General features: G+C 47.6%; 9 protein-coding genes. 7 read left to right on the top strand and 2 right to left on the bottom strand.

Going from position 1 to position 5,190, the window contains the following annotated elements; genetic code table 11:
- Nucleotides 1–439: dihydrofolate reductase family protein (locus tag ACTIE6_RS11580; protein ID WP_439556787.1), on the top strand; the 439-nt coding region annotated here is incomplete at its 5' end.
- 12 nt (nucleotides 440–451) lie between these two features.
- Here the strand turns inward: ACTIE6_RS11580 and ACTIE6_RS11575 are convergent.
- Both ACTIE6_RS11575 and ACTIE6_RS11570 read right to left on the bottom strand, forming a co-directional pair.
- Nucleotides 452–1,081, bottom strand: coding sequence for an START domain-containing protein (locus ACTIE6_RS11575; RefSeq protein ID WP_439556786.1), 630 nt, complete (start codon nucleotides 1,079–1,081; stop codon nucleotides 452–454).
- 59 nt (nucleotides 1,082–1,140) lie between these two features.
- A complete protein-coding gene (locus tag ACTIE6_RS11570; RefSeq protein WP_439556785.1) occupies nucleotides 1,141–1,869 on the bottom strand; it encodes a hypothetical protein in 729 nt (242 codons plus the stop codon).
- 34 nt (nucleotides 1,870–1,903) lie between these two features.
- Here ACTIE6_RS11570 and ACTIE6_RS11565 point away from each other — a divergent pair, with 34 nt between their 5' ends.
- The 6 genes from ACTIE6_RS11565 to ACTIE6_RS11540 all read left to right on the top strand — a co-directional run.
- Complete coding sequence (locus tag ACTIE6_RS11565) at nucleotides 1,904–2,092, top strand: hypothetical protein (RefSeq protein WP_439556784.1); 189 nt, start codon at nucleotides 1,904–1,906, stop codon at nucleotides 2,090–2,092.
- A gap of 93 nt (nucleotides 2,093–2,185) precedes the next feature.
- The gene (locus tag ACTIE6_RS11560; protein WP_439556783.1) at nucleotides 2,186–2,638 is read left to right on the top strand and encodes a YMGG-like glycine zipper-containing protein; all 453 of its coding nucleotides are present in this window, start codon (nucleotides 2,186–2,188) and stop codon (nucleotides 2,636–2,638) included.
- A 10-nt stretch (nucleotides 2,639–2,648) separates the two neighbouring features.
- On the top strand, nucleotides 2,649–2,996 hold the full coding sequence (locus tag ACTIE6_RS11555; RefSeq protein ID WP_439556782.1) for a class I SAM-dependent methyltransferase: 348 nt from the start codon (nucleotides 2,649–2,651) through the stop codon (nucleotides 2,994–2,996).
- Nucleotides 2,997–3,031: 35 nt separating this feature from the next.
- A complete protein-coding gene (locus ACTIE6_RS11550; protein ID WP_439556781.1) occupies nucleotides 3,032–3,331 on the top strand; it encodes a hypothetical protein in 300 nt (99 codons plus the stop codon).
- Between the two features lie 63 nt (nucleotides 3,332–3,394).
- Nucleotides 3,395–4,711 carry a serine hydrolase domain-containing protein gene (locus ACTIE6_RS11545; protein WP_439556780.1) on the top strand — a complete coding sequence of 439 codons (1,317 nt, stop codon included), beginning with the start codon at nucleotides 3,395–3,397 and terminating at the stop codon, nucleotides 4,709–4,711.
- Between the two features lie 73 nt (nucleotides 4,712–4,784).
- Nucleotides 4,785–5,190, top strand: a 406-nt coding sequence (locus ACTIE6_RS11540) for a DUF6157 family protein (RefSeq protein WP_439556779.1), incomplete at its 3' end; no start/stop codon positions are given.

Raw genomic sequence — 5,190 nt, 5'->3', positions numbered from 1 at the left:
GTCTTATGATCTGCTGCTTGGCCGCTTTACGTTCGACATCTGGGAACCTTACTGGCCTGCTCAAACGGGACCAATCGCTGAGAAATTCAATCAGCTAACCAAGTACGTAGCGAGCCGCTCGCGTACAGCAAGCACCTGGAAGAACACAGTTTTCCTTAAAAGCATCGAACAGTTAAAAGAATTGAAAGCCAGCGAGGGCCCCGACCTGCAGATGTGGGGCAGCGCCCATTTGAGCCAGTCACTAATGGAACACAGCCTCGTCGAACAGATGAATATCTCTATCCATCCGATCATTCTGGGAAAAGGCAAAAAGCTCTTCCGTGACGGAGCGGTTCCGGGCAATTTCAAATTGACTGAACATGCCGTTTCAACAAAAGGCGTGATCCTGGCTACTTACGAGGCCGATGGAGAAGTGGAATTTGGCATTGCAGGCGAGTAAGAGACTGCGCAGCTAGTTGATTGAGGAGGCGGTCCTGGCTAGTCGCTTTTTCATATTCATAAAACTGTCAATCGGGCCTTGTGACGATAGGGAGTTCACCAGCCAGGCCGGGATTGCGCCGCCGGGATCCAGCTGCAATGTGTATTGAACCTGCGTCTGCTTCGCGTTCAAGGGAGTTAAATGCCAGACTCCGGTCGATTTGGAAATCCGCACAACCCCTTTTTTTACCGGCACCATCCCGCCGACCGCGGGGGCATCCACAGTCACAATACCTGTCGCGGGATTTTGCGAAACCGAGACCCTTGCTACGAAATCGCGGTTTTCGAGTGGCCAGGGCAGGCTTATTTCGGAATAGTAGTAGAGTTCTGACGCAGATACCCGGCGCACCAGCTTGCACGATTTTGTATGGGATACCCAGTCCGTTGCTGCATCCACATCCATCAGCAACGCCACAATCTCAGTTGTAGGGGCATTGATCCTGCATTGTACCTGCAAAGCCTTGATTTTCGAATCCGCGACTTCTTTGGAATATACCTGGATACCTTCTTTCTCTATTACAAACTTCCATTGTTCCTGCGCCCGGGCATGATGTTGGCCTGAAATGAATGCAAGTAGAATGGAGAGGCAGATAGGGTATTTCATGAATGAGCATCGTAGCGTACGCGCAAACTTACGATGAAACCTTTTTGATTGCTGTTTAATCAACGGTAATGATATGTATAGGTATTTCCGTTCCCATCAACGCAGGTAAGCGGGCGGCCGGCTGCATCGTAGGTGAATTTGCGCTCCCATTGCAGGTCGCCGTTGTAGTCAAATGCGCGGAGTACATTGTTTGGAGAGGTGAAAGGATCCGGCCAGACATTCGTGTTCAACCCGGCAAGCGGGTTCGGATGATTGTCATATTCATACCTGGAAGTTCCCACGCTGTTCGGCGCGCCATTTTGCCGCTCAATGACATTACCATTACCATCAAACTTGAACAGATCTGTCCGTCTTATGTTCTCAGTTATGTACAGCACATCAACGCGCGCATTGCGGCCTGAATATGCAATGTCCGCAGTCAGGTTTTTGCCAACTATCTTACTTTTTCGCCCCTCTGCGTCGTACTCAACCGTGTAGTCCTGGTAATCAAATTTCCCATTCGGGTCGCATAATGCGCCGCTCCATGAAGAATACAAGCCGCGGCTGCCCTCGCGAATGGAGGTAATCCGGTCACGGGAGTAATTAAACTCACGGATTCGATAAGGTGTATCGCAGGAACTATAATCAAGGATTCGGATAACTTTGCCGTCGCCGTATTCGAAACGGGTCTGTACCTTGTTATCCGAGGTAATTTCAATCAAGCCCCCGGCAGGAATTTCGGGGTCAGCTTTCTCTTTTTTGCAGGAAAAAATCAGCCCCAGTAATAGAATAAGCGCATACCTTTTCATCAGAGAAATGGTTAGTTGATCGGATTTCAAAAGAATGGATAGCAATGGGGCGCCTGGTACCTTAAAGATAAAAAACATCTTCATTTACTGCTCATTTTACTTCCTCCGACTTGCTCATATCGATGTTAATCAGCAGGAAGAAAGAAAAAGACCGCTTACCACCAGAATTGAAAGTACAATTTACGACCGGGCAGCTGCATTTGTGGAGAAATTCGCCATTTGAAGGCTTTGCACGCTACTAAGTCACTTAAACTACGGGCTTGAATTGGTGGCATGATTTTAGATCAATATACCCGTAGAACCATCCAATAAAAACATGAAATCGTTAGTTTCAGTGTTACTCGCAGCCTCCGTTTTGTCTGCTTGTAACAATAGTTCGAAGCAGCAGGAAGTGGCGCTGAAAGCCCAGCAAAGAACCATTGACTCCATAAAAACAGCAATGGAAAAGCAGGCGATCATCGACTCCATGAACAACGTGATGGCGCAACAAAAAGAAGATCAGGCGCGCCAGGAAGAACAGGTTAAAGAAGAGCAGCAAATGGTTGCGACAACTAACCAGGCTCCGCAAACCGTCGCACAGAAAAAAAGGTGGAGTCACAAGGCCAAAGGTGCAGTGGTGGGAGCGGGTACCGGCGCGGTAACAGGTGCAATCATTAACAAAAATCGCGCAGAAGGTGCCCTGGTAGGTAGTTTGATCGGCGCGGGTGTTGGTCTGGGTACCGGCGCGATTGTTGACCACGAAAAGAAGAAGAAGCAGAGCAGACAATAATTAAAGCACCATGGCCTGGAATCCCGACACCTACAACAAATTTAAATCCGAGCGTTTTGCCCCATTTTATGATTTGTTGGAATTAGTGAGGGTTAAACCAGGCCTGCATGCCATCGATATGGGTTGCGGCACCGGCGAGCTTACGCGTAAGCTCGCCGACAAGCTGCCCAATTCTAATGTATTCGGTATCGATTCCTCTCCGGAAATGCTGAATATGTCCAATGCATTTCGCCGGCCGAAGCTGAGCTTCGAGCATCGCTCCATTGAAGCGCAATTGCAGATTGGGCAGACGTGGGATATCATCTTCTCTAATGCCAGCTGCCGGCGCAAAACCACAACATTTCCAACAGGATACTGAACGAACTTGCCGCAGAAGAACCTTTCAGAAGTGCTTTGCACGGCTGGATAAGGCAATCGCCTGTACTTGATATTGAAGAATATGCGCAGTTACTTTTTGAGAACCGGAGTCGGCAGATGACTGTTTTTGAAAAGATTTATCCCATGGTTTTGCAGGATGCAAACGCATTGTTCGAGTTTGTTTCCGGCACTGCAATGATCCCTTACCTCGAAAGGCTGGAAGGTGAAACGCGCGACCAGTTCATTGCTGCATACAAAAACAGGCTGAGTGCCGCATTTCCTAAACAACCCGTTTTTTATCCCTTCAAAAGGATTATCCTGGAAGCTTCTTTTTGATCGATGGAATGCTTTGCCTATTATTAGTGGTAAAAGCATTTAACACTTCAAAAACCATTTTCCATGATCCGTAAGGTATTTTACATTGCATTCCTTTTCCTCTCGTCGATATCCGCATTTGCGCAGCAGATTGATAAAACGAAGCTTGACGCATATTTCGATGCGCTTGAAAAAAACGATAAGTTCATGGGAAGCGTCGCTATTTCTCAGAATGGAAATGTGGTTTACAGCCGCACATTAGGCTTTGCTGATGTGGAAACGAAGAAAAAACCAGATGAAACTACGCGGTACCGCATTGGTTCTATTTCAAAAACTTTCACCGCAGAACTTGTTTTCAAGGCCATTGAAGAAAAAAAGCTGAGCCTGACTGAAACGCTCGACAAGTATTTTCCCGGTATTAAGAACGCTCCGCAGATTACCATTGCTCACCTGCTAAGCCACCGCAGCGGAATCCACAACTTTACCGATGGCGCAGATTACCTTAAATGGAACACGCAAAAGAAAACCGAAGCCGAAATGGTGGAGATCGTAACCAAAGGCGGCAGCGATTTTACGCCCGATTCCAAGGCAGCTTACAGCAATTCCAATTATCTGCTGCTCACCTACATTCTGGAAAAGGTGAATAAAAAACCTTTTGCCACGCTGCTAACCGAGAAGATCTTCAAACCTGCCGGACTTACGCACACCGCCTTGGGCGGTAAAATCAATCCTGCCAATGAGAGTTATTCCTATGAATACCAGGGTAAATGGGTGAAGCAGCCCGAAACGGATATGTCGGTTCCCGCTGGCGCAGGTGCGCTGATTGCGACGCCAACAGATCTGACAAAATTCGCGGAAGCATTGTTTGGTGGCAAGTTGATCACGCAGCAAAGTCTTGAAAAAATGAGAACCATGCGTGACGGATTTGGAATGGGGTTATTTCAAATTCCATTTTACGATAGACAAAGTCTGGGGCACACGGGCGGAATTGACGGATTTCGATCACTGTTAGGTTATTTTCCTGATGATAAAATCGCCTATTCCTATATTACCAACGGATCTGTTATTCAGCCCAACAATGTGGCTATTGCGATGCTGAGCGCGGTGTATGGGAAGTCAGTTGACATTCCTGAATTCAGAACATATACCCCCGATCCCGCCGACTTTGATCAGTATGTGGGCGTGTATGCAAGCAACCAGATTCCGATCAAAATCACAGTAAGCCGCACTGGTAACGTACTTACGGCCCAGGGTAGCGGGCAACCTTCTTTCACGCTCGAACCGACTGGAAAAGACAAGTTTAAGTTCGAAGCCGGTGGGTTATCAATGAAATTCATCCCGGCGGAAAAGAAAATGCTCTTGCGCCAGGGAGGCGGCGTGTTTGATTTTCGCAAAGAATAATGTTGAATGTAAAGCCTGCTGACACAGGGTTGTCACTCCACGTTTTTACTTTTGATAAAACCACATCATCAATATGAAAGTACATACCACCAACTACGAAAACACATTCATCGAAGTGGCCGAGGATTGTCCGGCTGCGGGAGGAGAGGTGCCGCCGGTAAAGGGAGATAAGCGCACTGTGGCGAACATTGCATTTGATATCGTCAGCCAGAATCCATATAAATTCACTTCTGATGATGTGCTGATCCGTATTTATGCAGAAAAAAATGACCTGACCGAGGCCGAGCTGGAAGGTGCAAGGAAGATGTTTTTTTCAAAAGGCCAGGCCTGCATGCGCGCCTCGCCGCTCACCAAGCGGTATGGTTGGGGCATTCACAATGATGCCGAAGGAAGAATAGCGCTTTATGGCAGAGAGTCCCCTAAGTACGAAGCACTGGTGAGTGACAAGTCGCTGAAAAAAGTAAAGGCGATGAAATCAA

It is taken from the genome of Dyadobacter sp., assembly GCF_051859145.1.
Taxonomy (GTDB): domain Bacteria; phylum Bacteroidota; class Bacteroidia; order Cytophagales; family Spirosomataceae; genus Dyadobacter.
The sequence above is the reverse complement of the archived record's forward strand: the minus strand, read 5'-3'. Positions and strand labels throughout refer to the sequence as shown.

Bases quoted from the DNA above. Each gene is read 5' to 3' on its own strand.
- ACTIE6_RS11575 (WP_439556786.1), bottom strand. From the start codon at position 1,081: ATGAAATACCCTATCTGCCTCTCCATTCTACTTGCATTCATTTCAGGC.
- ACTIE6_RS11570 (WP_439556785.1), bottom strand. From the start codon at position 1,869: ATGAAAAGGTATGCGCTTATTCTATTACTGGGGCTGATTTTTTCCTGC.
- ACTIE6_RS11565 (WP_439556784.1), top strand. From the start codon at position 1,904: ATGGATAGCAATGGGGCGCCTGGTACCTTAAAGATAAAAAACATCTTC.
- ACTIE6_RS11560 (WP_439556783.1), top strand. From the start codon at position 2,186: ATGAAATCGTTAGTTTCAGTGTTACTCGCAGCCTCCGTTTTGTCTGCT.
- ACTIE6_RS11555 (WP_439556782.1), top strand. From the start codon at position 2,649: ATGGCCTGGAATCCCGACACCTACAACAAATTTAAATCCGAGCGTTTT.
- ACTIE6_RS11545 (WP_439556780.1), top strand. From the start codon at position 3,395: ATGATCCGTAAGGTATTTTACATTGCATTCCTTTTCCTCTCGTCGATA.